The sequence below is a fragment of the Streptomyces sp. NBRC 110035 genome (assembly GCF_000829695.1).
Taxonomy (GTDB): domain Bacteria; phylum Actinomycetota; class Actinomycetes; order Streptomycetales; family Streptomycetaceae; genus Streptomyces.
Map to the genome: position 1 here is coordinate 39,260 of NZ_BBNN01000019.1, position 24,073 is coordinate 63,332.

The window sequence follows — 24,073 nt, forward strand, 5'->3', positions numbered from 1 at the left end:
GACCCGACCTGAGCGCTGCCGGGGGTGCGGGGATCGCGGTTGCTCGACCGGAGACCACCTCACTATCGATGTCCTGCGGTACCCGGGCTCGGACTTCCGCCCGGGCGATCCTGATGGCGCCTGGCTCCTCCGTTTCTTCCCTCTGGGATCGATCACTTACCTGTTGCCGGTACTGCTTTCCTACGTACTGCTGGTGGTGCGAACTGCTCCGGCCTGGAAACCCACTGCCGAACTTCCCGGTGCGCGCGTCCGCAGCCGACGCCTTCACCGAGGTACTGCTCACTGACTTCGCTGCTGGGTACTGCTCACGGCGGCCCCTGATCACCGCGGGCCACCCGGTCCGGTCGTCAGCCCCGTCGCCGTCCTGCAACCGCTCTGGCTTCGGAACTCCACCACCGCACCGTCCTGCGTACGGCAACTGCGTGCACTGCTCCCGCCAGTTCATGTCTGCCGGGCCTTGCCGATCTCGACTACGAGAGAAACCATAGCCACACCACCACCCAATGTCTACTCCCACCGATGCAGATTTCCGCGTGTTCGACGGTGAGGCAATCGAGCCTGCCGGGTTGAGGAGGTGCCGGGGTGGACTGATGGAGGGGACCGACGGTGCGCCGCCCCGCTCGCACCCTGCCGCCTCTTCGCAAGGCGACGGGGAGAACGCCGGACTCCCCCGCCCGCCACCGCCGGCACTCAGGCGGTTGACGGTTCAGCGGAGTCTTCCTCGCGGTTTCAGCGGTACCGGCCGGCAGCTCGGGAGCAGGCAGGGGGGCTCCGTCGTATTTCTCTGCCGATTCAAACCAGGGCGGCGCGATGTGCGACCCCCAGGGGTCGCACATCGCGTTGTGGCCGGTGTGTTATCAGTCCTTGTCGTTGTAGCCGTTGTGATCGCCGTTACCGCCACGACCGTTGCCGTCGTGATCGTTGTGATCACCGTTACCGCCACGACCGTTGCCGTCGCGATCGTCGTGATCACCGTTACCGCCACGACCGTTGCCGTCGCGATCGTCGTGATCACCGTTACCGCCACGACCGTTGCCGTCGTCGCAGTCGTTGTCCCACCCGGAGCGGTCGTCCTCGCAGTACTGGCTGTGACTGTAGCCCTGAGAGGAGGCCGAAGCGGTGCCTGCTGTGCCGACGGCGACACCGCCGGCCATCAGCAGCCCTGCGGCTGACGCCGCGGCGAGGCGCCTCGCGCGTTGTGTTCGCATGGGAAATACCTTTCGCTCCATCGTCTCCCTCGTTCCGAAAGGGAGTACGGGAATGGATGGCCGCAGCCGCAAACAAAAGTTGCGACAGGGGCTTTGCACGTCACTGCATGCCGATCCGGTGCACGGGCTCGACCGCCGATGCCTCCAGGGCGCCCGTCGGTACACGCGGGCGATTACTGTGGCCTTGGTCCGCTCGGTTCGGGAACCAGTCGGCCGGTCGGGCGTGCCGTGCTTACGGCATTCACTCAGTGAGCCTAGTCACGCATCGGCACATCAGCATCTCGGGAGACCCATCGCGTTCAGCCGTCACCGCGGGACCCGGACCACGCCCTTCTGATCACCGAGCCCCCGAAGACCGCCGCTCGCGACGAAGCTGCGAAAGGAGTGCGCCCATCACAGCCGACGAGGCGTCAGGCAAGTCGGCGTCAGGCCGGCAAGAGTACGGGCACGGCCACTCACGGACGGTCGCTCCGGCGACGCCCGACCACCTCCAGCCCACCGACGACCAGAAGTCAAACATTCCCGCAAGGTCAGCGGATTCTCCCTCGCGGTTTCAGTGGCACCGGCGGCAGTTCGGGGGCCGGCAGCGGGGCGCCGTCGTACCCCTTCACCTCGCCGAAGCGGGTGCCTTCCGTCCAGTCCCGGCGGGCCTGTTCGATCTCTTCCTGGGTCCGGCCGATCCAGTTCCAGAACATGATCAGTTCCTCCTCGAACGGCTCGCCGCCCAGGAGCATCACGGACGCGTCGGACTCGGCGCGCAGGGGCAGTGCGTCGCGGCCGCAGCCGAGGTAGAGCATCGAACCCGGCAGTACCGGTACGCCGTCCACATGGACCTCGCCGGACATCGCGAGGACGGCGTACTCGAAGTCGCGCTCCAGCGGCAGGCGGACGTCCGCACCGTCGGACAGGGACAGGTCGGCACCGACGATCGGGGTGTACGCCGTGCCGGGCGAGGTGGCGCCGTCGAGACTGCCGAGAACGAGTGTGGCGTCGGCCCCCGGCGCCGTGACGACCGGCAGGTCGGCGTGGTGTTCGAAGTGGGGGTCGGTGTGACGGTGGCCGTCCGGGAGGGCGACCCAGAGCTGGGCGCCGTGCAGGAAGCGGGCGTGCGGGCGAGGGCTCTCCTCGGAGTGGCTGATCGCCCTGCCGGACGTCATCAGACCCAGTTCGCGCGGGCGGATCATCTGGAGGCTGCCCGTGGAGTCGCGGTGCAGGACCTCGCCCTCGTGCAGCCAGCTCACCGTCTGCAGACCCATGTGCGGGTGCGGGGCCACCTGCATGCCGGGCTCGCCGGCGATGTCGTCGGGACCGTAGTGGTCGACGAAGCACCAGGCGCCGACCATGCGCCGCCCCAGGTTCGGCAGCAGCCGCCGGACCTCACTGGACTCCCCGAGCCCGACCTTTCGGGGACTGAGGAGTTCACGCACCGGCTCTGCCACCACGAAGCCGCGCCCACCGCACAGGGAGGGAACGGCCTCCCGCTCGAGATTGCTCATGCCGCACAACTTAGCCCTGCGGGCCAATGCGTCCATCAGGCGCCGCGCCACGTGGAAGGCGGCGGGAGGCGTTGCGGCAGCCGGTGACCCTCCGGCTCGTCGCCGTGACCGAGGGGGCCGGTCGACCGCGCCCGTCCGGCCGGGGACACCAACGGCGCCCTGAGGGCCGGCCGCCCGGAGGCCGGCGGCGTGATCGACGGGCTGATCGGCGCGGAACCGCCGGCCCCGGACGAGGGCTCTCCGGTGCGGATCACGGATGCCGGCAGGAAACGGTACGACACGACGGACGCCGAGACCAAGGCGATCGCCGCCAGGGTCTACGCCGGCATTCCGTCCGATGAACTCGTTGCCGTCGGACGGGGGCCGGCGCTCCTCACGGGGCGGGTCAGCCGGGAGCCGACCGCCGAGGCCGCCACCCCGGGCCATTAGTGGAATATTCAAGCAACCCCGTCCGTTGTCGGCGGCGAAGGAGGTCACCAGTGGACACCACGTACTACTACGACCACGGGACCCCGGCCGAGCGCTGGGAGCGTGCCGGGCTGTTCTTCGATGCCAAGGACTACACCGCCGCGGCGCGCGTCCTGAGCGGCCTGGTCGAGGAGGTGCAGGAGCAGACCGGACCGCGGCTGCTGTTGGCGCGCTCCTACTACCACTCGGCCCAACTGCGCCGCGCCGAGGCCGAGTTGCGCGTCATCGTGGAGCGCGATCCGGTGGAGCACTACGCCCGGCTGATGCTCGGCCGCACCCTGGAGCGGCAGGGGCTGAGCGAGGAGGCGAATTCCCACCTGCGGATCGCCGCCGCCCTGGCGGGCGACTTCGACGACGACTCCGGCGGCGTCGACCTCGAGTTCGACCCCGCGTAGGCAGCGGGCCCGTGCACGGACCGGCCTTGTGCAGTGAGGTCACGCGCGCCGGTGCCCGGTCCTTCCCCACCGGGGGAGGCCGGGCACCGGCGCGCGCCGGTTCGCCCGGACATACGGTTCGCCAGGATGTGCGCTCCGGCTACTGCGTCCGCGTCGCCCCGGCCGGTTCGCCGCCCTCGACTCCCCCGGCCTTTCCGGCTTCCCCTGCTCCCCCGGCCCCCGCCTTTCTCCGGCCCCTCCGGTGCGCGAGCTCTCCGAGGACGATGTCGACGGCGAGGAAGGCGGCCAGCGGAAGGCCGAGCAGCGGGACGAAGTAGCCGACTGCGGCGGTCGACGCCATGAGGGGGACGAGGATGTACGGCGGGACCTGCTGCCAGGCGCCGCGCGGGATCGGCCGGCCGAAGGACGAGCCCCGGCCGCGCTGCCACCACATCCGGTAGCCCCACAGGATCAGCAGGATCAGCGAGGCGGCGAGCAGCATCAGCGCGATCTGGTTGGGCAGGCCGAAGAGGCTGCCGGTGTGCAGGTCGATGCCCCAGCGGCTGAGCTTGGCGAGCACCGGGAAGTCGGCCCACCGTACGACGTCGGTGACCTGCCCGGTGGCCGGGTCGACTGCGACGGCGTCCTGCTTCTCGGGCCAGCTGCGCTGGATCTGCTTGACGACGTACGCGGAGTCCGCGTCGGCGGGCGGGACGATCTCCACCGGGTTGTCGAGCCGCTCGGCCCGTGCCGCCGCGAGGACCCGGTCGAGGCCGACCCCGTGCGCCGCGTCGCCCCCGGTGCCGCCGGCCGTGTCGTGCTCCGCGTGTTCGCCGCCCGCCGCCGCCGACACCGCGGGCGTTTCCTGGCCGAGCGAGGTGCGCAGGTCGGCGATGTTGGCGCCGGTGTACGTGGACCAGGTCAGCCCGGTCGCGGAGAGGAAGAGGAAGCCGACCGCGACCCAGGCACCGATGCCGCCGTGCAGACCCAGCGTGCGCCGTCGGCCGCTGGTCCCGCGGATCCTGCGCAGGGCGCGGCGGCGGGAGAACCACAGCACCAGGCCGCCGCCGGCGATCACCCACAGCCAGCTGGCCGCGAACTCGCTGTAGAGGCGGCCCGTTTCGCCGAGGTGCAGGTCGCGGTGGAACTCGTCGATCCAGGTGCGCAACGGCAGCGCGCCGCTGGAACCGTACTGCTCGAGCGCACCGCGCACCTCCCCGGTGTACGGATCGACGAACACGGCGAGGGTGTGGTTCGGGTCCACGCCCGCGATGCCGGACAGCATCACCCTGGTCGTCGCGCCCGCCTCGGGCGAGGGACGTACGGCGGAGACCGTGCCCTCGGGGTGGGCCTTGCGGGCGGCGGCGACCTGTTCGGAGATCGGCAGTTCGCGGTCGCCGACGGGGACGGTCAGCTCATAGTCGTAGACGATCTTCTCGGCCTGGAAGGACACGGCGTACAGCAGGCCGGTGAGGGCGGCGACGAGCAGGAACGGGGCCACCACCACGCCCGCGTAGAAGTGCAGGCGCAGAATCAGGGGGCGCAGGGTGCTCCAACCGGTTCCCTGCCGTGCGGGGGCGGGGGGCCGGAGTGCCTCGTCCGTGGTGGTCGAGGGAGTGGTGGTCATCGGTGGGCTTCTCCCGGGGGGGCGACTTGACGGCCGTGATGCTGCTCCAGTGGTCGGAGCGACGGGACACCCGGTTCCCGGAGGGGCGTGTGACCTGCGCCACTCATGACGGCGGCCGTCCGGCCGGCCCATGGCATCCTGGCGCGATGGGAACTCCGAACGATCGTGTGCCCCTGGCCGACCGGGTCGAGCGACTCGTCGCCGGTGACGGGCCGTTGCCCCTCGTCGCGGCCGGGGACCCGGTGCTGCGGCGGGTGTCCGACCCCTTCGACGGCCAGTTGGACTCCGCGCTGCTGGCCCGGTTCGTGCAGGCGCTGCGGGTCACCATGCGCGCCGCGCCGGGGGTCGGGCTGGCCGCGCCGCAGGTCGGGGTGGGGCTGCGGATCGCGGTGATCGAGGATCCGGCGCCCGTCCCCGAGGAGGTGGCGGTGGCGCGCGCTCGGGTGCCCCAGCCGTTCCGGGTGCTGGTCAATCCGGTCTGCACACCGGTCGGCAGCGGACGGGCGGCGTTCTTCGAGGGGTGCCTCAGCGTGCCCGGGTACCAGGCGGTGGTGACGCGGCACGCCGAGGTGAGGCTGACCGGGCAGGACGAGCACGGGCGGTCGGTGGACGAGGTGTTCGGCGGCTGGCCCGCCCGGATCGTGCAGCACGAGACGGATCACCTCGACGGCACGCTCTACCTCGACCGGGCCGAGCCGCGCTCGCTGTCGTCCCATCAGGCGGTTGCGGAGCGCTGGACGCAGCCCACCCCGGCGGATGCCGCGCGGGCACTGGGTTTCGAACTCCCGTGAGCGGGCTCGGGCTCGGGCTCGGGGAGAGGGTGGGGCCCCGGGCCGGGCCCGGGGCGGGGCAGGAGAGCCCGCCCGGGCCCGGCCCGGTCCCTCAGGCGTCCCGGTACGCCTCCAGCAGACGGAGCCACACCTCACTGATCGTCGGATAGGACGGGACCGCGTGCCACAGACGGGCGACCGGCACCTGGGCGGCGACCGCGACGGTGGCCGAGTGGACGAGTTCACCCACGCCGGGGCCGACGAAGGTGACGCCGCGCAGAGTCTCGCTCTCGAGGTCGACGACCATGCGGGCGCGGCCCTTGTAGCCCTCGCCGTACAGACCGGCGCCCGCGACCGAGGCCAGGTCGACGTCGACGGCGCGGACCCGGTGCCCCGCCTCCTCCGCCTCGGCCAGGGAGAGGCCCACCGAGGCCGCCTCCGGATCGGTGAAGACCACCTGGGGGACGGCGTCGTGGTCGGCGGTGGCGGTGTGCGCGCCCCACGCCTGGCCGGCCACCGGCTCCCCCGCTGCCCTGGCGGCGATGGCGGCGCCCGCGACACGTGCCTGGTACTTGCCCTGATGGGTGAGCAGGGCACGCTTGTTGACGTCACCGACCGCGTAGAGCCAGTCCTGACCGGTCACTCGGAGGCTGTCGTCCACGGTGAGCCAGGAGCCGGGTTCCAGGCCGACGGTCTCCAGGCCGATGTCGTCGGTGCGCGGGGCACGGCCGGTGGCGAAGAGGATCTCGTCGGCCTCGATCCGCTCCCCCGTGTCGGTGACGACCACGACGACACCGTTCTCCCTGGTCACCGAGGTGGCGGAGGTGCCGGTACGGAGGTCCACGCCGGCTTCGGTGAGCGCCTCGGCGACCAGTTCCCCGGCGAAGGGCTCCATACGGGGCAGCAGGCCCTTGCCGCGTACCAGGAGTGTGACCCGGGAGCCGAGCCCCTGCCACGCCGTGGCCATCTCGGTGGCGACGACACCGCCACCGACCACGACCAGTCTGCCGGGCACGGCCTGGGCGCTGGTGGCCTCCCTGCTGGTCCAGGGCGCGACCTCGTCGAGTCCGGGCATGCCGGGCAGCAGCGCACGGCTGCCGGTGCAGACGGCGACGGCGTGCCGGGCGGTGAGGACGCGCCGTGTTCCGTCGGCGGCGGTGACGGCCACCGTGCGCGGGCCGGTGAGCCGCCCGACGCCGCGGTGGAGGTCGGCACCGACGGACTCCAGCCACTGCACCTGGCCGTCGTCCTTCCACTGGGAGGTGTACTCGTTGCGGCGGGCCAGGACCGCGCCCGCGTCGAGCGCCCCCTGCACCGACGCGCTCAGGCCGGGAAGGCGGCGGGCGTCGGCGCGCGCGAGGACGGGGCGCAGCAGGGCCTTGCTGGGCATGCACGCCCAGTAGGAGCACTCGCCGCCCACCAGTTCGCTCTCCACGATCGCGGTGGTCAGCCCCGCCGCGCGCGTGCGGTCGGCGACGTTCTCCCCCACGGGCCCGGCACCGAGCACGACGACGTCGTAGTGGAGGGTCTCCGACTCCGGCGATTGCGATTGCGTCTGTGTCATGACGCCAGTCTGGTGGGTGGTGTGGCCGGTGGCCACATGGGTAGGGGCGCGGAATACGTGACCCGACGGCCGTGGTTGTACCGGCATCCCGCCCCGACATCAGGAAGAGGGACATACGCAATGAGCAGGACCGTGGAGCTCACCAAGGAGAACTTCGACCAGTTGGTCACGGAGAACGAGTTCGTTCTGATCGACTTCTGGGCGTCCTGGTGCGGACCGTGCCGTCAGTTCGCGCCGGTGTACGACAAGGCGGCGGAGGAGAACCCGGACCTGGTGTTCGGAAAGGTGGACACGGAGGCGCAGCCGGAGCTGGCCGCGGCCTTCGACATCCAGTCGATCCCGACGCTGATGATCGTCCGCGATCAGGTGGCCGTGTTCGCGCAGCCGGGCGCGCTGCCGGAGGCCGCGCTGACGGACGTCATCGGCCAGGCCCGGAAGCTGGACATGGACGAGGTCCGCAAGTCCATCGCCGAGCAGCAGGCGGCGCAGGGCGACGGCAAGGCGGACACCTAGAACCGGGGCGGGCGACCGCCCCGGTTTTGCGACTAGAACGGGTACCGGGCGACGTCCCCGCGCACGGTGGTCCAGCGCACCTCGGTGAACGCCTCGATGTTGGCGTCTCCTCCGAAGCGGGAACCGGTGCCGGAGGCGGCGACGCCGCCGAACGGGGCAACGGCCTCGTCGTTCACGGTCTGGTCGTTGATGTGCACGATCCCCGTAGGAATGCGCTCCGCCAGGTCCAGGCCGCGGGCCGCGTCCCGGGTGACGATGCCCAGCGAGAGTCCGTAGGGGCTCGCGGCGGCCAGGGCGGCGGCCTCGTCGGCACTGCCGAAGGGCCGTACGGGTGCGACGGGGCCGAAGACCTCCTCCGCGTAGGCGGGTGTGTCGTCGTGGGTGTCCGCGAGGACGGTGGGCCGGTAGAAGAGCCGGTCGTGGGCGCCGCCCGCGGCGAGTGTCGCGCCGCCGGCCGTGCTGGACTCGACGAGGGCGTGCACCTTGTCGAGCTGCCCCTGGTCGATGAGCGGGCCGAGATGGACCCGGTCGCGGTGCGGGTCGCCGACGGCGAGCGAGTTCGCCTTGGCGGCCAGCCGCTCCACGTACTCGTCGTAGAGCGAGGCGTGCACCAGGTGGCGTCCGGTCGTCATGCAGATCTGGCCCTGGTGGAAGAACGATCCCCAGGCGGCCGTGGAGATCACCGCCTCTATGTCGGCGTCCTCGAGCACGACCAGCGCGGAGTTTCCGCCGAGTTCCAGGTGGGCCCGCTTGAGGTGACGGCCTGCGGCCTCGCCGACGTGCCGGCCCGCGCCGGTGGAGCCGGTGAACGAGATGACGGGGATCCGTGGGTCGGCGACGAGTGCCTGGCCGGTTTCGGTGCCGCCCGGCAGGACGTGCAGCAGTCCTTCGGGCAGCCCCGCTTCGGTGAACACCGCGGCGAGCGCGAGTCCGCCGCAGACCGCGGTGCGCGGGTCCGGCTTCAGGACGACCGCGTTGCCGAGCGCGAGGGCCGGTGCGACGGAGCGGATGGACAGGATCAGCGGTGCGTTGAACGGGGCGATGACGCCCACCACACCGACCGGCACCCGCCGCGTGTAGGACAGCCGGGGCCCCTCGGTGGGCAGCACCTGTCCGACCGGGCGGGAGGCCAGGGCCGCGGCCTCGTAGCACTCCTGGGCGGCGACGTGCAGTTCGAAGTCCGCCTTGCCGGGGATGCTGCCGGACTCGCGGACCAGCCATTCCCGCAGCTCGTCGGCGTGCGCGGCGAACAGGTCGCCGGCCTTGCGGAGCACCGCGGCACGCACGAAGTGCGGGGCCCCGGCCCACTCGGTCTGTGCGGCGCGGCCCGCTTCGGCGGCGGCCCCCACATCGTCACCGGTGGCGAGGGTGACGGTGGCCAGCTGTTCGCCGGTGGCGGGTTCGGTGACGATGCGGTCGGGTCCCGAGAGGGGGCGGGCCTGCCAGGTCGTGGGGTCGAGCAACGGCATATGACGGCTCTCCGATCGGTCGCCGGGGCCCCGCGCGAGCGCGAGCCCGGTTGTCCTTGCACCTACCACGTGGTTGAGCACACACCATCCCGGTCACGCCGCATCCGGGGCGCAGGACGTCCGGCCCATGCCCCGGTACGGAGGTGGGCTCCCGTCCACCGGGACGGGCCGGCTTCCCCCCATCATGCGACGAGGTGATCGCGCACCGCATGCCCACCGGCCCCGCACCGGCCCGCGCCGCCCCGTGTCAGCCGGACTCCCGCTGGATCACCGATGCGCCCAGCACCTTGTGCGACTCGGGGGCGGCGGCCGGATCGCGCACCGCGCGGTCGACGAGTTCGGCGAGCTCGGTGCCGGACGGCACCTCGAGGTGGACGGTGGTCAGCCGGGGCCGCAGCAGCCGGCCCAGCATGAGGTTGTCGGCACCGACCACGGCCGTTTCCTCGGGGACGCGGACGCCGGCGTCCTGCAGGGCCCGCATCAGCAGCATCGCGTACTCGTCGTTGTACGTGAACACCGCGTCGAGGCCGAGGGCGCGCCAGCGGGCGGCGAGCCGTGTGGCGGCGCCCTCGTCGTGGGCGAGGGGCAGTTCGGTGACCGTGGCGTCGGTGCCGTGCAGGGCGGCCCGCACTCCCGCGAGCCGGGGCGCGGAGAACGCCTCCAGGCCGGGCTCGCGCGGGACGACGACGCCGATGCGGCGCCGGCCCCGGTCGAACAGGTGGGCTCCGGCGCCGTGGCCGACGACGTCGTGGTCCATCAGCAGGGCGTGCGCACCCTCGACGGTTTCCGGTCCGAGGGTGACCACGGCCCGCGCGCCGGAGCGTTTGAGGACGGCGACGCCCCGGGGGCCGAGTCCTGAACCGGGGACCAGCACGGCCACGGGACGCAGCTCGGCCCAGGCGCGGGCGGCCTCGTCGTCGTGGACGCCGACGGTGCCGTACTGCACGACGGTGTAGTCGAGGCGGCCGAGCGCCACCTGGAGGTCGTTGATGAACTGGCTGTAGACCGGGCCGACCGGGAAGGCCGGGGCAGGCATCAGCACCATGCGGCTGTGCCCGGCGCGTAAGCTGCGGGCCGCCGCGTGCGGCACGTACCCGAGTTCCCTGGCGGCCTCGCGGACACGGCGGCGGGTGGGCTCACTGATCCGGACGGCGTCGGCGTTGTTCAGGACGTAGGAGACGGTCGCGCGCGACACGCCCGCCAGGCGGGCCACGTCGGCGCTCGTGGGCACCGCGCCCGGCAGGGGGCGGGCGGGCACGGGTTGCGCGGGCACGGCACCTGCGGGCACGGAGCACGTCGGTGCGGTGGATGCGGGCGCGGGCGGGTTCGGTATCTGCACCATGACGTAACGCATCCTTGCAGAAGCGTGAACGGGCCCTTCGCCCGGGGGAGTTGAGTGCGTGACGCACCGCGTCCGCCGCAGTTCAGGACGGTCTTGCCGGTCCGGCGGCCGGGCGGACGCGGATGCCCGGCCCCGGGTCAGCGGGCGGCCGCGGCGGGCGCCGTCAGACGGTCGACGACGTCCACCCACGCGGTTTCCAGCCGCGGCAGCGGCATCCCGCACTGCCGGGTCAGGTGGTGCACCAGCGCGGGGTCGAGCTGGGCCATCAGGGTGTGGGCGAGGAGGTCGCAGTCCGCATCAGGGACCGCCGCGCGCAGCAGCAGCGTCACGTGCCGGTGCAGCACACGATAGGGCGGGTTGGTGAAGCGGCGGTCGGCGCAGGGCTGGGCGGCGAGCTGAAGATCCAGCTCGTCGGCCGTGCGGCGCAGCATGGCGGCGCCGAAGGCCCGCAGCCGCTCGGCGGGCGGCGCGCCGGGGCCCAGCGGCGGGGGGCCGCTGAGGAAGGCTGCCTGGAACTTCTTCTCGGAGTGGTCGAGCAGGGCCGTCAGCAGTCCGGTGCGGTCGCCGAAGCGACGGAAGACCGTCCCCTTGCCCACCTGCGCCGCCGCGGCCACCGCCTCCATGGTGAGACCGTCCGCGCCGCGCTCGGCGACCAGCAGAGCGGCGGCCTCCAGGAGCCGGGCACGGTTGCGCGCGGCGTCGGCCCGCAGGCAGGGCTCGTCGGGCTCGACACCGAGTTGCAGCAACTCCTGCGGTCGGACTGGCTCCTGCGGCATCGGGGCGGGCGGCGGGACAGGGGACATGAGGCCAGCGTAAAGCATCGGGAAGAAATTGGACCGCGGTCCGCTTGGAGTGCTAGAAACGTAACCGGACCCCGGTCCGGATGATTGCGGCAATGTTTCGCCGGCGGCCTCGCCCTGCGTTCCACCCGGTGATTCACCCTGCCCGCCGTCCCCCGTGCCACACCTTCACACCCCCAGGAGTTTCGTATGTCTGTTCGCATCCTTGCTCTCGTAGGCAGCCTTCGTTCCGGTTCGCACAACCGTCAGCTCGCGGAGGCCGCGGTCAAGTTCGCGCCCGAGGGCTCCGAGATCGTGCTCCACGAGGGACTTGGGGAGATCCCGTTCTACAACGAGGACATCGACGTCGAGGGCACCGTCCCGGCCGCCGCCGCCCGGCTGCGCGAGGCCGTGGCGGGCGCCGACGCCCTGCTGTTCTTCACTCCCGAGTACAACGGCACGATCCCGGCCGTCCTGAAGAACGCGATCGACTGGCTGTCCCGCCCGTTCGGCGCCTCCGCCCTCGGCCAGAAGCCGGTCGCCGTGGTCGGCACCGCCTTCGGCCAGTACGGCGGTGTCTGGGCGCAGGACGAGGCCCGCAAGGCCCTCGGTATCGCGGGCGGGAAGGTGATCGAGGACATCAAGCTCTCCATTCCCGGCTCCATGACCCGTTTCGCCGGGATCCACCCCGCCGACGACTCCGAGGTGGCAGGCCGGCTCACCGAGGTCGTCGTCCGCCTGAACAGCCACGCCACCGCGGCGACCGCCGCCTGACGGGACCCGGCGTGACCGTGCCCGAGGCGCCCGGAGGGGCCGGAGGGGCCGGAGCCGTGGGACCGCGGCTCCGGCCCCTCTGTGGGCGTGCGTCCTGTCCGGCGCCTCGGTTCAGACCACCACCGCCGCACGTTCCTCGCGGTGGATCGGTGTCCGCGTGCCGGTCAGCGGCGCGCCCGTGCCGCCCCGGCGGGCCGCGACGATCTCCGCCGCGATGGACACGGCGGTCTCCTCCGGCGTGCGCGCCCCGAGATCGAGGCCGATCGGCGACCTGAGCCGGGCCAGCTCCCGCTCGCTCACACCCGCCTCGCGCAGGCGCCGTTCCCGGTCCACGTGGGTACGGCGCGACCCCATCGCCCCGACGAACGCCACCGGCAGCGCCAGCGCCAGCGCCAGCAGCGGCACGTCGAACCTGGCGTCGTGGGTGAGCACGCACAGCACCGTGCGCCCGTCGGTGACGGTGGTACGCAGGTAGCGGTGCGGCCAGTCGACGACGATCTCGTCCGCCTCCGGGAAACGTGCCCGGGTGGCGAACACCGGCCGGGCGTCGCAGAGGGTCACGCGGTAGCCGAGGAACTTGCCGGCCCGCACCAGCGCCGCCGCGAAGTCGACCGCACCGAAGACGATCATGCGGGGCGGCGGCTGCGCCGACTCCACGAACAGGGTCACCCCGCCGGGGCAGTGCGATCCGTCCGCCGAGAGGCCGACGGTGCCGGTGCGTCCGCCGTCCAGCAGGGCCCGTGCCTCGGCCACCGCCGTACGGTCCAGCTCCGGATGTCCGGCGAGGCCGCCCTCGTACGACCCGTCGGGGCGGACGAGCAGCACGCCGCCGAGCAGTTCGGCCGGGCCGCGGACGACCCGGGCGAGCGCCGTGGGCCCGCCGTCGGCCACCGCGGACAGAGCCGAGGAGAGCACCTCGCGGGCGGGGGCGTGCGCGCCGACCGGGGTGACCATGATGTCGATGATCCCGCCGCAGGTCAGACCGACCGCGAAGGCGTCCTCGTCGCTGTACCCGAACCGCTGGACCCGCGTCCCGCCGTCCGCGAGCGCCTCCGCGCACAGCTCGTACACCGCTCCCTCGACGCAGCCGCCGGAGACCGAGCCGATCACCGTTCCCTCATCGTCGACGGCGAGCGCCGCGCCGGGCCCTCGCGGTGCGCTGCCGCTCACGGAGACGACGGTGGCGACGGCGAACTCCCTTCCCTCGGCGAGCCATCGCCGCAGCTCGTCGGCGATGTCAAACATGCGGCCCGCCCGCGGTGAGGATCCGGTCCGGCCGGATGGGCAGGGTCCGGTGCCGCACTCCGGTCGCGTGCCAGACGGCGTTGGCGACGGCCGCCGCGACCCCGACGATGCCGATCTCGCCGATGCCCTTGATGCCGACCGGGTCGTCGGGGTCCGGGTCGTCCACCCAGTACGCCTCGACGAGCGGTACGTCGGCGTGACTGGCGATGTGGTAGCCCGCGAGGTCACCGCAGTAGTGGGAGCCCGAGACCCGGTCGCGGATCCCTTCCTCGTGCAGGGCCATGGAGATGCCCCAGATCATTCCGCCGACGAGCTGGCCACGCGCGGTGAGGGGGTTGACGATCCGCCCGGCGGCGAAGACTCCGAGCAAGCGGCGCACCCGCACCTCGCCGGTGGTGACGTCCACGGCGACCTCGGCGAACTGCGCCCCGAAGGAGTGCCGTTCCACCTGCGCCAGGGCACCGAGGGCCGCGGTGGTGTCGGAGCGTACGGTGATGCCCTCCGGCGGGATGCCCTCCGGGGGAATGCCTGTCCCCGGCGCGAGGCGTTCCCGCAGTTCGTCGGCGGCGACGGTGATCGCCCAGGCCCAGGAGCGGGTTCCCGTGGAACCGCCGGCGATCATCGCGGGACCGAAGTCGCTGTCACCGATCCGCATCCGGATCCGCGCGGGCGCCACCCGGAGCACGTCGGCGGCGACCAGGGTGAGCGCGGTACGGGCCCCGGTGCCGATGTCGGCCGCCGCGATCCGCACGGTGAAGGTGCCGTCCGCCTCTGCCGTCACCGCGGCCGTGGAGGGGCCGGCGCCCGCGGGGAAGGAAGCTGCGGCCGTGCCGGTGCCGATCAGCAGGTTCCCCTCCCGGCGCAGGCCGGGTCGCGGGTCGCGGTCGGCCCAGCCGAAGCGGCGGGCGCCCTCCCGGAAGCAGGCGTCGAGGTTGCGGCCGCTGAACGGCATCCCGGAGACCGGGCCCCGGTCGGGTTCGTTGCGCAGGCGCAGCTCGATCGGGTCGACGCCGCACCGCTCGGCAAGTTCGTCGAGCGCCGCCTCCAGCGCGAAGGCTCCCGGGGCCTCGCCCGGCGCCCGCATCCAGGTCGGTGACGGCACGTTCAGCCGCAGTGCCTCGTTCGCGGTGCGGTGGGCGGGGGCGTCGTACATCACCCGTGCCACGCCGGCGCTGGGCTCGACGAACTCCCAGACCGTCGACGTCTGGCTGAGCGAGCGGTGCTCCAGGGCGCGCAGCCGGCCGTCGGCGCCGGCGCCGAGCCTGATCCGCTGGGCGGTGGGGCTGCGGTAGCCGGTGAGCGAGAACATCTGACGACGGGTCAGGACAACGCGGACCGGGCGCCGCAGCGCGGTGGTGGCCATCACCGCGGACACCTGGTGGGCGCGCAGGCCCTTGCTGCCGAAGCCGCCGCCGATGTGCTCGGAGCGCACCCGCACGGCGGACGGGTCGAGGGAGAACATCCGGGAGAGTTCGTCGGCGACCCAGGTGGTGCCCTGGTTGGAGTCGACGACCTCGAGCCGCCCGCCGTCCCACAGGGCGGTCGCCGCGTGCGGTTCCATCATGCTGTGGTGCTCTTCGGGGGTGGTGTACTCGACGTCCACGACATGGGTGGACGCGGCGAGTTCGGCTTCCAGGTCGCCCTTCTCCGTCACCCCGGGCATGTGGCCGTCCACCGGATACGCCTCGGGGCGCTCCCCGTGGAACTCGATGTCGTGCGGCTCCTGTTCGTACGTCACGACGAGCGCCTCGGCGGCCTCGCGGGCCTGCTCGGAGGTCTCGGCGACGACGAGCGCGACGGGCCAGCCGGCGTGCGGGATCCGGTCGTTCTGGAAGACGGCGGCGGTGGGGTCCGGCGGGACGCCCAGCAGGCCGACGTAGTCGAGGTGGAGGCGCGGGGCGTTGCCGTGGTGCAGCACGGTGAGCACACCGGGCATCGCGAGCACGGGGGCGGTCTCGACGGAGCCGATCCGGCCGCGGGCCACGGTGGACAGCACCAGCCAGCCGTGGGCGAGGCCGGTGAAGGGGATCTCGCCCGCGTAGCGGGCGGCTCCGGTCACCTTGTCACGGCCCTCCACGCGGGTGTGTGCGGTGCCCACCGCGCCCGTGGGGGTGGCCCGGTCGGTTGTGGTGGCGGTCATCGGGCGGTCTCCTCGGCGAGTTCGGACAGGACGGCCACCGCGAGGTTGCGCATGAGGGTCACCTTGTACGCGTTGCCGGGCAGCGTCCGGGCCCCGGCCAGTTCGGCGTCGGCGGCCGCGGCGAAGCGGTCGGCGGACGCCGGGGCCCCGTTCAGCACGTGTTCGGCCGCGTACGCCCGCCACGGCCGGGACGCGACCGCGCCGAAGGCGAGCCGCGCCTCGCGCACGACACCGTCGCTGATGTCGAGGGCGGCGGCGACGGAGCCGATCGCGAAGGCGTACGAGGCGCGTTCGCGCACCTTGCGGTAGCGGGAGCGGGAGGCCGACGGCACGGGCGGCAGCGTGACGCCGGTGATGAGCGCGCCCGGCGGCAGGGCGGTCTCCCGGTGCGGGGTGTCGCCGACGGGCAGGTAGAAGTCGGCGAGAGGCACCTCGCCTGCTCCGTCGGCGGTCCGATACGAGACGACGGCGTCGAACGCGGCCAGTGCCACCCCCATGTCGGAGGGATGGACGGCGACGCAGTGCTCGGAGGCGCCCAGGACGGCGTGGTTGTGGTGCTCGCCCTCGACGGCGGGGCAACCACTGCCGGGGAGGCGCTTGTTGCAGGGCCTGGTCACGTCGGCGAAGTATCCGCAGCGGGTGCGCTGAAGCAGGTTCCCGCCGACGGTGGCCATGTTGCGCAGTTGCCCGGAGGCTCCGGCGAGCACCGCCTGGGCCAGCGCCGGGTAGCGTCGGCGGACCTCGGGGTGGGCGGCGAGATCGCTGTTGGTCACGGTGGCACCGATGCGCAGTCCGCCGTCACCGGTCGACTCGATGTGGTCCAGGGGGAGCCGACGTATGTCGACGAGCCGCGCGGGGCGTTCGACGCCGGTCTTCATCAGGTCGACGAGGTTGGTTCCGCCACCGAGGTAGCGGGCGTCGGGGTCGGCGTCGAGCAGGGCGACCGCGCCGGGGACGTCCTCGGCGCGCCGGTAGTCGAACTCCCTCATGCGGCAGCCTCCTCGGTGGCTCCGGCGGTTGTGACGTCTTCGGGGGCGCCGGCGCCCCCGGGGCTTTCGGCAGCGGCGCGGGCGACGGCCTCGACGATCGAGACGTAGGCGCCGCAGCGGCACAGGTTGCCGCTCATGCGTTCGCGGATCTCCTGCGGGGTCAGCGGCGGCGGTCCCGCTTCGGGCCGTACGTCGTCGGTGACGGCGCTGGGCCAGCCCGCTGCGTGCTCCTCGATGACGGCGACGGCGGAACAGATCTGGCCGGGTGTGCAGTAGCCGCACTGGAGGCCGTCCAGGTCGAGGAAGGCCTGCTGCACGGGGTGCAGCCGCTCCCCCTCGGCGAGGCCTTCCACAGTGGTGATCTCCCGGTCCTCCGCCGCCACGGCCAGTTGCAGGCAGGAGAGGGTCCGACGGCCGTCGACCAGGACCGTGCAGGCGCCGCACTGCCCCTGGTCACAGCCCTTCTTGGTGCCGGTCAGATCGAGGCGCTCACGCAGGGCGTCGAGCAGGGTGGTGCGGGGGTCGACGGACAGCACGTGCTTCTCGCCGTTGATGTTCAGGGTGACGCTGCTGGACGTCGAGGGGGGCATGAACAGCCTTCTTTCGCGGATCCGTGCAGGCCTGCGGGGCCCTCGGGAGGCGGACGGAAAGGAATCGGTCAGAAGGTCGGCAGGGGGATCTTGCACACGGACCGGGAGCGCCGGCGCCGGCCGTCCGCGGGCACACCTGCCCGCTCTCCCGCACCGTCCGCGGTCACCGATACGATGTGCCGAAGCGGACGGTTGTCCGTTACCGGAAATTTAGTGGACAGCTGTCCGCTTAGCAAGGACGGGTTTCGGCCACGCCCGGAAGGAGGACGGACGAATGGGTCAGGACACGGGGCAGACGCCGGGCGGCGAGGACAAGCCTCAGGACAAGCCCGTACCCCCGCGCGCGCAGGCGCCCCTGCGGTCGGACGCGCAGCGCAACCGCGAGCGCATTCTGGAGGTCGCCCTGGTCGAGCTGACCCGGTCGGCCGACACCCCGCTGAGCGTGATCGCCAAGAGGGCGGGCGTCGGCCAGGGCACGCTCTACCGGAACTTCCCCAGCCGGGAGGACCTCGTCCTGGAGATCTACCGCCACGAGATGCGCCAGGTCGCCGACAGCGCTGCCCGGCTGCTGGAGACCCGGGAGCCCGACCATGCCCTGCGCGAGTGGATGGACCGGCTCGCCCGGTTCGCGATGACCAAGGCCGGGCTGGCCGACGCCATCAGGCAGGCCACCGGCGCGCCGGGCGGCCCGGCGAAGCCGGGACCCAGCCCCGTGATCGAGGCGGCCGGCCTTCTGCTGCGCGCCTGCGAGGAGGCGGGAACCATCCGGCCCGGAGTGACCGTGGACGACATGCTGCTCGCGATCGGCGGCCTCTGGCAGCTGGATCCCACCGCGGACTGGCAGCCGAGCGCCACCCGGGTGCTGGACATCGTCATGGACGGGCTGCGCGCCGGGGCGCCCGGACGGCGGTAGGCGCGGACAGCCGGTGACGGCGGGACCGGAGGCCCTCTGCGCGACGTGACGGCCGGAGGCTGTGCGCGTGGCGGGTGCTCCGGCCGGGAGTACGGCCCGGTTCGCGTATCGGCCCCGCCGACATGACCGCCGCCCTCGTCGGCACCGCCCTCGTCCCGGCGGCCTGCGGGAGGTCCTGGAGACAGTCGGCTGCGCCGCGGGAGATGCCCCGTTCCCCTCACGGCCCCTCTCGCATTGCGGGTTCTTCGGCCTGCGGCTGAGATGGACGGCAGGCCACGGCACTCCCGCGGGGTCCGCGGGGCACGGTGCGGGCGCCTCCACGAAGGACCTCGGCCCCGCTCCCCCACGCCGTGCCCGCACGGCGGCCGCCCAGGACCCGGCCGCGGTCCACCGTGATTGCTCCCGCCCGACCGGGATACACGGGTTGCCCCGGGACTCCGCCGGGCCGGATTGGCTCAGCGGCTCCGGGGCACGCGACCTACCGGGGCCGGGCGGTCCGGAGCCGGTGCTCCGGGTCTCCGGGTCCGTGTCGTGCGGAGCCCGGCACGTCACAACCGAACGACGAAAGGCAGACCCATGACGGACACCTCGCCTGCCACCACGACGGACTCCGGTGCCCCGGCGGAGAGTGACGAGCACTCGCTCACCGCGGGCGCGGGAGGTCCGGTACTGCTGCAGGACGCCTACCTGATCGAGCAGATGGCCCAGTTCAACCGGGAGCGGATCCCCGAACGCCAGCCGCATGCGAAGGGAAGCGGCGCTTTCGGCTATTTCGAGGTGACCCACGACGTGAGCGCCTACACGAAGGCGGCCGTCTTCCAGCCGGGCACCCGCACCGACCTGCTCATCCGCTTCTCGACCGTCGCGGGCGAGCGTGGCAGCCCGGACACCTGGCGCGACCCGCGCGGCTTCGCGGTGAAGTTCTACACCAGCCAGGGCAACTACGACATGGTCGGCAACAACACGCCGGTGTTCTTCGTCAAGGATCCGATGAAGTTCCAGCACTTCATCCGGTCGCAGAAGCGCCGGGCGGACAACAACCTGCGCGACCACGACATGCAGTGGGACTTCTGGACCCTCTCACCGGAATCCGCCCATCAGGTCACCTGGCTCATGGGGGACCGCGGCATCCCGCGCACCTGGCGCCACATGAACGGCTACACCTCCCACACCTACATGTGGATCAACGCCGACGGTCAGCGGTTCTGGGTGAAGTACCACTTCAAGACGGACCAGGGCATCGAGTGCTTCACCCAGCACGAGGCCGACCAGATGGCATCCGCCGACACCGACTACCACATGCGGGACCTCTTCGAGCACATCCGTGACGGCGAGTACCCGAGCTGGACCCTGTATGTGCAGGTCATGCCGTACGAGGAAGCCGCGGGTTACCGGTTCAACCCGTTCGACCTGACCAAGGTGTGGCCGCACGGCGACTACCCCCTCGTCCCGGTCGGCCGCATGACACTCGACCGCAACCCGACCGACAACCACGCCGAGATCGAACAGGCCGCCTTCCAGCCCAACAACCTGGTCCCGGGCATCGGCCCGAGCCCGGACCGCATGCTGCTGGCGCGGCTCTTCTCCTACGCCGACGCCCACCGTCACCGGATCGGCGCCAACTACCAGCAGCTCCCCGTCAACGCCCCGGTCGTCGACGTCCACACCTACTCCAAGGACGGCGCGATGGCCTACCGGAAGACGACCGATCCGGTCTACGCGCCGAACTCCAAGGGCGGTCCCGCCGCCGATACCGGGAACTACGGCACCCCGCCCAGCTGGGAGACCGACGGGGCCATCACCCGCACCGCCTATGTCAGCCACGCGGAGGACGACGACTGGGGACAGCCCGGCACCCTGGTGCGCGAGGTCATGGACGACGCCGCACGCGACCGGCTGGTGGACAACGTCGTCGGCCACCTCCTCAACGGCGTGAGCGAGCCCGTACTCCAGCGGGCCTTCGAGTACTGGTCGAACATCGACAAGACCATCGGCGACCGCATTGCCCGGGGCGTGCGCGCGAAGGCGGACGAGAAGGACCCCAAGGCCGCCGCACAGGCCAACCCGGCCCGGAGCTCCATGCAGGACAAGGCCTGACGCCTTCGGCGAAGGGCCAGGGGCCGTCCTGGGGTCCCGCCCCGGTGCGGGGCATGCGCCCGCAGCGCATGTCCCGCACCCGCACACCCCTCACCCTCACCCTCACCTGCACGCACGCGCCGAGGCCGGCACCGCGCAGGAGTACCGGCCTCAGGCGACGGCCGTCGGCGCGAGCTCCCGCAGTTCCCGCAGCGCGGCCTCGACCGCAGGGCGGGCGTGGCCGCCCCCTCGGGTGCAGGTCAGCAGTTTGCGGTGCGGGTCGCCCGCGCAGCGTACGCGGGTGACCGGCAGGTGCGGGGACAGCTGGGCCAGCCGCGGGATCAGGGCGACGCCGAGCCCGTGCGCGACGAGATGAGCGGTGACGTTCCAGTCGAGGGCGTGGTGGACGACGTCCGGGGTGAACCCGGCGGCACCGCAGGCCGACATCACATGCTGCCGGCAGGGGCTCTCCGGCACCGGCACGATCCACGGTTCACGCGCCGCCTCCTCGAGGCCGGCCCGCTCCCGGCCTGCCAGCGGATGCCCTTCGGGAACCACCAGGTCGAACGGGTCGTCCAGCAGCGGTTGTTGGTCGAAGCGCGCGTCGCTCAGCGGCGGGTTGTGCGGGGTGGCCTCGACGATCGCCAGATCGGTGGCCCCCTCGAAGAGCAGGTCGAAGCTCTTCGGTACCTCCGTCTCCAGAATCCGTACCGTCAGCCGCGGGTGGCGGGCGCCCAGCCGGGCCGCCACCGGGGCCAGCAGGACCGAGATCGCCACCGGGAACCCGGTGACCCGCAGCAGTCCGGTGGGGGCGCCATGGTCGGCCCGCAGGTCCAGCTCCGCCTGTTCCCAGCGGGCCTCGATGGCGTCGGCGTGCGCGAGCAGGCTCTCGGCGGCCGGGGAGAGCCGTACACCGCGCCCCTGCGGTTCCAGCAGGTCGACGCCCAGGTCGCGGGCGAGCTGGCGGATCTGCTGCGAGGCGGCGGACGGGGTGAAGTGCAGGGCGCGGGCGGCCGCGGTGACCGTGCCGTAGTGGGCGACCGCCCTGAGGACATGCAGCCGGCGGAGGTCAATCATGTAGCTCAGGCTTAACGGTCGGATCCACAAAGTCAACCTGGACGTGTACGGAGAATGCGACGCACCCTGGTCCGTGTCACGACGGCCCACCGGGCCATGCCGTCCCGGGAGCCGAGCACTTGGGAAGCCGAGGAGCCACCATGACCAGCGCGCACAAAACCACCGGCACGACAGGCGTCGTCTGCCCCTACTGCGGATGGCCGGACGACGCCGAGCCGTTCCAGCTGGTCTCACGGCACGGCACCGCCGACGGCAGCACCGTGTGGACCCGTTGCGGCTGCGGCTCGCTCCAGGTCCGTGCCGTCGACGGCCGCGGCACCCGCGTCGTCACCCGCAGCAGGCCGCCCGCCGGCATCCCGCCGGCCCGGACGTGCGGGACACGCGGCTGAGCGGGCCGGGCCGTCCGGCCCGCTCAGCCGCCCGGCTCCGGACGGATCAGACCGCCCCGGGGACTTCCTCCGTGACGCCGTTGAGGGGGGAGTCGGGGTCGGTGCCGTAGGGGCGGGTGATGACTTCCAGGCCATGGCCCGCCGGATCGGGGAAGTACACGCCGTGGCCGCCGTCGTTGCGGTTGACGCGCCGCGGGTGACGGCCGTGCGGATCGGCCTGGATGGGGATCCCGTCGTCCACGAGCCGGGCGAGGACGGGGCCGAACTCGTCCTCGGAGACGAGGAACGCGTAGTGCTGCATGGGGATGTCGGCGTCGATGGTCGCGAAGTCCAGGGTGACGCCGTTGGCCGTCGTCACCGGAAGGAACATCCCGGCCGGCTCGCCGACCTCCAGGCTCAGGATCCGGGCGAGGAAACGGGCGGACTTCTCCCGGTCGCGGGTGAGAACGATGGTGTGGTTGAACTCGACTGACACTGTTTCAATGCCTCCACGGGCATCCGCGGCGCCTCCATGCCTCACCCGACCGGTGACCGACACGCGATGCCGCACCGGCATGGTAGTCACCTGCGCCGGGGTCGTCGAGGCGTTTTCCACGAGGGCGGCGGGCCGTCGCCCCGTCGGCACCGTCCCGACATCTGTCAGGGGCCCGTCGACCGTGCTTCTCCCCAGGGTGCCGAGCACGGACCGCGTCGGCCGACCTCTGATCCGGGCCGCGCGAACAACCCGCACCGTCGCATGTCCGGGGACGGAATGAAGAACCTGACGCGCCGCACCGCCACCGCGCTTGCCGCGACCGAAGCGCAGGGCGACCGGGTCCAGGCGGGCGCGCTTGGCCCCGGTGCGGCCGCCGTCCGCCGGGGTTCCGGTGTCCTCGCCGAGGTCGAGCCGCAGCTTGGCGAAGGCCGGGTAGCCGATGTGACAGTTCACCGCGGAGCGGGTCAGATCACGGCAGGACTCCAGGGGGCGCAGCCCCTGGGCGATCTCCCCGGCACCGGGCAGCGCCGCGTCGGACGGATCGCGCAGCAGCGGTTCGCAGAGGGCGACGAGGACGAGGTAGTACTTCGCCGTCGGATCCAGCGCGAAGGGGTGGACCGTCTGTTCGCCGAGGCCCTGCGCGGACCGCTCGCCGAGGTAGGCGTGCTGGGGGGCGAACACCTTGGAGGCGGCGGTCTTGGTCAGGGCGGGCAGCACCACCCGGGAGAACTCGAAGAGCACGGGTGCGCCGAGCCGGCCCGGGGCCACGGTGATGTACTCGCCGGCGCCCTCCAGGTTCTCCACCACGTAGGACACGCTGCGGCTGAAGTTGGACAGCCGCCAGTGGTCACCGGCCGCCTCCAGCTGTCCGGCCCGGCGGGAGATTCCGGGATCGTCCAGCGTGATGGACGATCCCCCGCCGACGGCCGGCCCCCGCCCGAGGTCGACGACGTCGCCCGGTCCGAGGTGGAGCAGTCCGGGCTTGCCGGAACGGCCCGCCGGGCCCGGCCCGTGCTCCGGCGGCCGCGCGGGTTCCGGCAACTGGACAATGATCGTTTCCACTGCGTCTCCCCCGATCGGCCGCCGGATCACCGGAATTGCAGGGGCGGGAGATGCGCAGGGCCGAGGCGCGCGCCGGTATCGGGCGGGCGCCGTCAGTCCGCCCACAGGTCTGCGCTGTCGCACACGTCCGCGTTCATGTTGCGCTCCATCATCCGCAGGGCGGCGTCCGCCAGGTCGGCGTGGATGTGGGCGACGGCGTCACGGGGGACGGTCACCTCGATGGCACGGATGTGGGCATCGAGCGAGGAGTACAGCACGCACTGTTCGGTCACCTGGCCGCACAGCACGAGCCGGTCGGCGCCCTGCTCGTGGAGCAGGTGGTGCAGCGGGGTCTCGAAAAAAATCGAGTGGCGGGCCTTGACCACGAAGAGGGAGGAATCCGTCGGCCGCAGCGGTTCGACGAGATCCGCGTGCGGTCCCGAGAGGGCCTTGTCGAGCAGTTCGCCGTGGTGCGACCGCCACTGTCCGAAGTTGTCGTTGACGTAGATCACCGGCACGTCCCGCCCCCGGGCCCGCCGCAACAGGCCGGAGATGACGGGGACCACCGATCGTGCGGCCGGTATCAGCAGCTCGGCGTCGGCATGATCATAGGTGTTGATCATGTCGATGACGATCAGTGCGGTCTTGCCCATCTCGCAGGGCCCTCTCGGACGGAACTCGATCGGGTCTCGCGGCAGGGCCCGGCCGTCCCTGCCGGACCCCACCGGAACCGGGGTACCCGCTGGGAGCGCCT

Annotated in this window: 22 protein-coding genes and 1 pseudogene; 8 read left to right on the forward strand and 15 right to left on the reverse strand. The window is 72.4% G+C overall.

What is annotated here, in order from left to right; all coding sequences use genetic code 11:
• Positions 1–857: 857 nt before the first annotated feature.
• Positions 858–1,208: a hypothetical protein gene (locus tag TU30_RS35950; RefSeq protein WP_158719305.1), complete on the reverse strand. Its 351-nt coding sequence runs from the start codon at positions 1,206–1,208 to the stop codon at positions 858–860.
• A 530-nt stretch (positions 1,209–1,738) separates the two neighbouring features.
• The gene (locus TU30_RS08615) at positions 1,739–2,704 is read right to left on the reverse strand and encodes a pirin family protein (protein WP_042166744.1); all 966 of its coding nucleotides are present in this window, start codon (positions 2,702–2,704) and stop codon (positions 1,739–1,741) included.
• 189 nt (positions 2,705–2,893) lie between these two features.
• Here TU30_RS08615 and TU30_RS32835 point away from each other — a divergent pair, with 189 nt between their 5' ends.
• Both TU30_RS32835 and TU30_RS08625 read left to right on the forward strand, forming a co-directional pair.
• Positions 2,894–3,133: a hypothetical protein gene (locus TU30_RS32835; protein ID WP_052479760.1), complete on the forward strand. Its 240-nt coding sequence runs from the start codon at positions 2,894–2,896 to the stop codon at positions 3,131–3,133.
• 50 nt (positions 3,134–3,183) lie between these two features.
• A complete protein-coding gene (locus tag TU30_RS08625) occupies positions 3,184–3,567 on the forward strand; it encodes a tetratricopeptide repeat protein (protein WP_042166745.1) in 384 nt (127 codons plus the stop codon).
• Positions 3,568–3,706: 139 nt separating this feature from the next.
• Here the strand turns inward: TU30_RS08625 and TU30_RS08630 are convergent, their stop codons facing one another.
• Positions 3,707–5,173 (reverse strand): PepSY domain-containing protein, encoded by a 1,467-nt coding sequence (locus tag TU30_RS08630; protein WP_078878174.1) that lies wholly within the window; start codon positions 5,171–5,173, stop codon positions 3,707–3,709.
• A gap of 146 nt (positions 5,174–5,319) precedes the next feature.
• Here TU30_RS08630 and TU30_RS08635 point away from each other — a divergent pair, with 146 nt between their 5' ends.
• Complete coding sequence (locus TU30_RS08635) at positions 5,320–5,964, forward strand: peptide deformylase (RefSeq protein WP_042167132.1); 645 nt, start codon at positions 5,320–5,322, stop codon at positions 5,962–5,964.
• Between the two features lie 91 nt (positions 5,965–6,055).
• Here the strand turns inward: TU30_RS08635 and TU30_RS08640 are convergent, their stop codons facing one another.
• On the reverse strand, positions 6,056–7,507 hold the full coding sequence (locus TU30_RS08640; RefSeq protein ID WP_042167134.1) for an NAD(P)/FAD-dependent oxidoreductase: 1,452 nt from the start codon (positions 7,505–7,507) through the stop codon (positions 6,056–6,058).
• A 120-nt stretch (positions 7,508–7,627) separates the two neighbouring features.
• On the opposite strand from TU30_RS08640, the gene trxA reads away from it, so the two are divergent.
• A complete protein-coding gene (gene trxA / locus TU30_RS08645; RefSeq protein ID WP_042166749.1) occupies positions 7,628–8,020 on the forward strand; it encodes a thioredoxin in 393 nt (130 codons plus the stop codon).
• 32 nt (positions 8,021–8,052) lie between these two features.
• Here the strand turns inward: trxA and TU30_RS08650 are convergent, their stop codons facing one another.
• The 3 genes from TU30_RS08650 to TU30_RS08660 all read right to left on the reverse strand — a co-directional run bounded on the left by TU30_RS08650 (position 8,053) and on the right by TU30_RS08660 (position 11,634).
• The gene (locus TU30_RS08650) at positions 8,053–9,489 is read right to left on the reverse strand and encodes an aldehyde dehydrogenase family protein (protein ID WP_042166751.1); all 1,437 of its coding nucleotides are present in this window, start codon (positions 9,487–9,489) and stop codon (positions 8,053–8,055) included.
• A 247-nt stretch (positions 9,490–9,736) separates the two neighbouring features.
• Entirely contained in the window at positions 9,737–10,831 is a 1,095-nt protein-coding gene (locus tag TU30_RS08655; RefSeq protein ID WP_370626596.1) for a LacI family DNA-binding transcriptional regulator, read from the reverse strand.
• 137 nt (positions 10,832–10,968) lie between these two features.
• Positions 10,969–11,634 (reverse strand): TetR/AcrR family transcriptional regulator, encoded by a 666-nt coding sequence (locus TU30_RS08660; protein ID WP_042166753.1) that lies wholly within the window; start codon positions 11,632–11,634, stop codon positions 10,969–10,971.
• A gap of 186 nt (positions 11,635–11,820) precedes the next feature.
• Between TU30_RS08660 and TU30_RS08665 the strand changes: the two genes are divergently transcribed.
• Positions 11,821–12,384 (forward strand): NAD(P)H-dependent oxidoreductase, encoded by a 564-nt coding sequence (locus tag TU30_RS08665; RefSeq protein WP_042166755.1) that lies wholly within the window; start codon positions 11,821–11,823, stop codon positions 12,382–12,384.
• Between the two features lie 111 nt (positions 12,385–12,495).
• Here the strand turns inward: TU30_RS08665 and TU30_RS08670 are convergent, their stop codons facing one another.
• The 4 genes from TU30_RS08670 to TU30_RS08685 are packed head-to-tail and all read right to left on the reverse strand — an operon-like array spanning position 12,496 to position 17,348.
• Complete coding sequence (locus TU30_RS08670; RefSeq protein ID WP_042166758.1) at positions 12,496–13,629, reverse strand: XdhC/CoxI family protein; 1,134 nt, start codon at positions 13,627–13,629, stop codon at positions 12,496–12,498.
• Positions 13,622–15,769 carry a xanthine dehydrogenase family protein molybdopterin-binding subunit gene (locus TU30_RS08675; protein ID WP_042166760.1) on the reverse strand — a complete coding sequence of 716 codons (2,148 nt, stop codon included), beginning with the start codon at positions 15,767–15,769 and terminating at the stop codon, positions 13,622–13,624. Before TU30_RS08675 ends, TU30_RS08670 begins: the two co-directional genes overlap by 8 nt.
• The gene (locus TU30_RS08680) at positions 15,766–16,758 is read right to left on the reverse strand and encodes a xanthine dehydrogenase family protein subunit M (RefSeq protein WP_042166763.1); all 993 of its coding nucleotides are present in this window, start codon (positions 16,756–16,758) and stop codon (positions 15,766–15,768) included. The genes TU30_RS08675 and TU30_RS08680 overlap by 4 nt, the downstream gene beginning before the upstream one ends.
• Complete coding sequence (locus TU30_RS08685; protein WP_042166765.1) at positions 16,755–17,348, reverse strand: (2Fe-2S)-binding protein; 594 nt, start codon at positions 17,346–17,348, stop codon at positions 16,755–16,757. Before TU30_RS08685 ends, TU30_RS08680 begins: the two co-directional genes overlap by 4 nt.
• Positions 17,349–17,622: 274 nt before the next feature.
• On the opposite strand from TU30_RS08685, the gene TU30_RS08690 reads away from it, so the two are divergent.
• On the forward strand, positions 17,623–18,261 hold the full coding sequence (locus TU30_RS08690; protein ID WP_078878176.1) for a TetR/AcrR family transcriptional regulator: 639 nt from the start codon (positions 17,623–17,625) through the stop codon (positions 18,259–18,261).
• Positions 18,262–18,837: 576 nt separating this feature from the next.
• Positions 18,838–20,358, forward strand: a complete 1,521-nt coding sequence (locus TU30_RS08695) for a catalase (protein WP_042166767.1) — start codon at positions 18,838–18,840, stop codon at positions 20,356–20,358.
• 150 nt (positions 20,359–20,508) lie between these two features.
• On the opposite strand, the gene TU30_RS08700 is transcribed toward TU30_RS08695, so the two are convergent.
• Positions 20,509–21,414, reverse strand: coding sequence for a LysR family transcriptional regulator (locus TU30_RS08700; protein ID WP_042166769.1), 906 nt, complete (start codon positions 21,412–21,414; stop codon positions 20,509–20,511).
• Positions 21,415–21,554: 140 nt separating this feature from the next.
• Between TU30_RS08700 and TU30_RS08705 the strand changes: the two genes are divergently transcribed.
• On the forward strand, positions 21,555–21,803 hold the full coding sequence (locus TU30_RS08705) for a hypothetical protein (protein WP_042166771.1): 249 nt from the start codon (positions 21,555–21,557) through the stop codon (positions 21,801–21,803).
• Positions 21,804–21,849: 46 nt separating this feature from the next.
• On the opposite strand, the gene TU30_RS33835 is transcribed toward TU30_RS08705, so the two are convergent.
• The 3 genes and pseudogenes from TU30_RS33835 to TU30_RS08720 form a co-directional block, all read right to left on the reverse strand.
• Positions 21,850–22,278 carry a VOC family protein gene (locus tag TU30_RS33835; RefSeq protein WP_042167139.1) on the reverse strand — a complete coding sequence of 143 codons (429 nt, stop codon included), beginning with the start codon at positions 22,276–22,278 and terminating at the stop codon, positions 21,850–21,852.
• Positions 22,279–22,596: 318 nt separating this feature from the next.
• A pseudogene (locus TU30_RS08715) lies at positions 22,597–23,340 on the reverse strand (serine/threonine protein kinase); the annotation flags it as partial.
• 92 nt (positions 23,341–23,432) lie between these two features.
• Entirely contained in the window at positions 23,433–23,972 is a 540-nt protein-coding gene (locus TU30_RS08720; RefSeq protein WP_042166773.1) for an isochorismatase family cysteine hydrolase, read from the reverse strand.
• Positions 23,973–24,073: the final 101 nt, after the last annotated feature.